This window comes from Bradyrhizobium sp. P5_C11_2, assembly GCF_054049755.1.
The window spans coordinates 1-1,003 of sequence record NZ_JBFULT010001100.1 but is presented as its reverse complement, the minus strand read 5'-3'; the positions used below and the strand labels follow the sequence as shown (position 1 = coordinate 1,003).

Sequence of the window (1,003 nt, the reverse complement as noted above, 5' to 3'; positions counted from 1 at the left end):
GAGATAGACAGTGGTATTGCCGCTGCCGTCGGTGACGAGGTGGCCGCTGACGCCCGAGCCGGACGGAACCGCGGTCGAGGCCGGCGCGGTGCCGCTGCGGAAGGTGATGGTCTTGCCGTTCACGGTCAGCGTGTCGCCGTCGGCGGGCTGGGCGTTGCCGAGCAGGCCRGTGGCGCTCGTGCCGCTGGTGGAGATCAGGGTGATGGTGCCGGCCAGGGCGGTGGTGCCGTCACCAGCCGTCGCACCAGTGCCGGCGAAGCTGCCGATGGTGGCGCCGAGCGTGGTGGTGCCGCTCGCCGCGGTAGTGCCGCCGGCCGCGCCGCTAAACACCACGTTGCTGCTCGCCGTCGCGCTGGCGTAGGAGGTCGTGCCGCGCAGGTCGGCCGCCGTCGCACCCGAGATCGTGGCGGAGACGTTGGACTTGGTGGAGTAGCCGACCGTGGTCTGCAGCGCCTGGTTGGCGATCGACTTGGCGCTGTCGATCAGCTTCTGCAGCGAGGTGATGCCGGTGTTGGCAGCCTGCAGCACCTGCACGCCGTTGGCGATACCGTCGAGCAGATTGTTGATGTCGCTGGCGCGGTTGTCGAGCGACTGTGCCGTGAAGAAGTTGGTGGGATTGTCCAGGGCCGAGTTGACGCTCTTGCCGGTCGACAGACGGYTCTGCGTGGTGGCGAGGAGGTCAGCGGTGGACTGGAGGGAGAGCAGGTTCTGACGAACCGAGGAGGAGAGAACRATACCGGACATTGAGTGTTACCCTTCTGGTACGCAACGCAACAAACTTCGATTAGGATTAATCGATGGCCGGGACGGTGAACGTAGGTGGCTAACAAAGCATGAAGCGTGTCGCTCCAATCCCTATGCGGATTCACCATGCGGGTGATCAGAGCCGGATTGAGCTCGCTTATATCGTCATGATTGGATGGTGCTTTTTCGTGCAGGGAGCAGGTGTTTGCGACTTGTCAACCATAACTCAGAGTTAGCAATTGGCTGCATCCGGATGCAT

Annotated in this window: 1 protein-coding gene; it reads right to left on the bottom strand. The window is 63.4% G+C overall.

The window, feature by feature from the left end; genetic code table 11:
* The coding region (locus ACXJL8_RS41960) for a DUF1522 domain-containing protein (protein ID WP_456687136.1) at positions 1–744 on the bottom strand (744 nt) is incomplete at its 3' end.
* Positions 745–1,003 lie beyond the last annotated feature (259 nt).